This is a genomic window from Gibbsiella greigii (assembly GCF_039540155.1).
Lineage (GTDB): Bacteria > Pseudomonadota > Gammaproteobacteria > Enterobacterales > Enterobacteriaceae > Gibbsiella > Gibbsiella quercinecans.
Genome location: NZ_BAABEM010000034.1, coordinates 1 through 1,381 on the forward strand (window position 1 = coordinate 1; position 1,381 = coordinate 1,381).

1 protein-coding gene is annotated in these 1,381 nt (G+C 61.6%); it reads right to left on the reverse strand.

Going from position 1 to position 1,381, the window contains the following annotated elements; all coding sequences use genetic code 11:
- A partial coding sequence (locus tag AC559G_RS18185) for a hemagglutinin repeat-containing protein (RefSeq protein ID WP_498913692.1) occupies nt 1-1,381 on the reverse strand: 1,381 nt, incomplete at both ends.

The following is a 1,381-nucleotide window of genomic DNA, read 5'->3' on the forward strand; positions in this document are numbered from 1 at the left end:
CGAACTGCCCGCCGATGCTACCGCCCGAGCTGATACCCACGCTCTGGTGTTCCACCTGGTAGTCCGCCTTGTTTTCGATATCGCTGAACCCCAGCGTGCCGGTATCCAGTGTATTCTTGTCCGCACTGGCCGTCGAACCTATCACCGCACCGTTCAACTGCGTGTGCTCACCCACCGTGATATCAACGCCCCCCTGGCCCGCAAAGATACCCGTCTGCTCCTGCACGCTGTCATAGTTGCTGTGCATCTTGTCCCGGCCCAGGTTCACGCTGCCCGAACCGCTCATCGAGCCAAAGGTGAAACTCCCGCCAGCGCTGGCATTCTGCTGCTTCGCGTCGTAGTTGTCGCTGTCCTGCTCGCTGGTTAACGTCAGGTTGCGCCCCACATCCATCGTCACTTTATCGCCGCTCACCTGTGCGCCGGTCAGGGTAGTGTCACGCCCGCTGGTGATGGTCAGATGATTGCCGGCGTTGAGCGTGGTTTCGGTATGGGTCAGGCCATTGCCGCTTTCGCTGCCCGTGCCCTTGTTCACGCTGGCCGACACGCTGATACCCCAGCCCCCTTGCCCGGCGCCGATCCCCACGCCGATACTGCCCCCCTTGCTCTCGTTTTTGCCCTCAAGCTGCTGGCTGTTCTCGGCAGACACCAGATTCACGTCCCGCGCCGCATTCAGCGTCATGTCTTTCCCGGCCTGCAGTTGGCTGCCCTGCACGTTGATATCGCTGCCGGTGGCGTGAATATTCAAGCTGTTGCCCGCCGTCAGGGTACTGCCCTGGCTCTGGGTCTGGCTGCTGGCCTGCTCGGATTTGAACGACTGGCTGCCATAGGAAAGGCTCACGCCGATGGCGTTCTGATTTTGGGCATCCGTCGTCGCCAGCACGCCGCCCTGCGCCGCTTCCACCCCACTTAAGGCCGCTTTCATGCCCTGCAGCGTGGCCAAACGGCCACTGCTTTCTTTACCGGCCTGATTGGCCGTGGTAACCGCCGTGTTCGCCGCACTGCCCACCGAGCCGGACAACGCCAGCGTCAGCCCGCTTTGTTTCTGCTCCAGGCTGTGGGTCTGGCTGCTCTGATTTTCGGCCGCCAGAATATCGACGTCTTTTCCGGTCAGGTTGATGTCCTTCGCCGCCAGCACGTCGGAACCGTGTACCGTCACACGGTTCCCCGCATTCAGCGTGACATTCCCCTGGGTGCTGCCGACCGTGCTGCCGACCTGGCTGACGGTATTTTCGCTGTCGGTGATTTTCAGGCTGTTTGTGCCGTAGCTGAAGCCAATGCCGCCGGTGCCGGAAAAGCCGGATTTCTTGCTTTGGCTGGCCGCGCTGGCCTGGTAGTGATTTTCCACCGTCCCGAGCGTAATATCGTTGCCTGCCGTCAACGC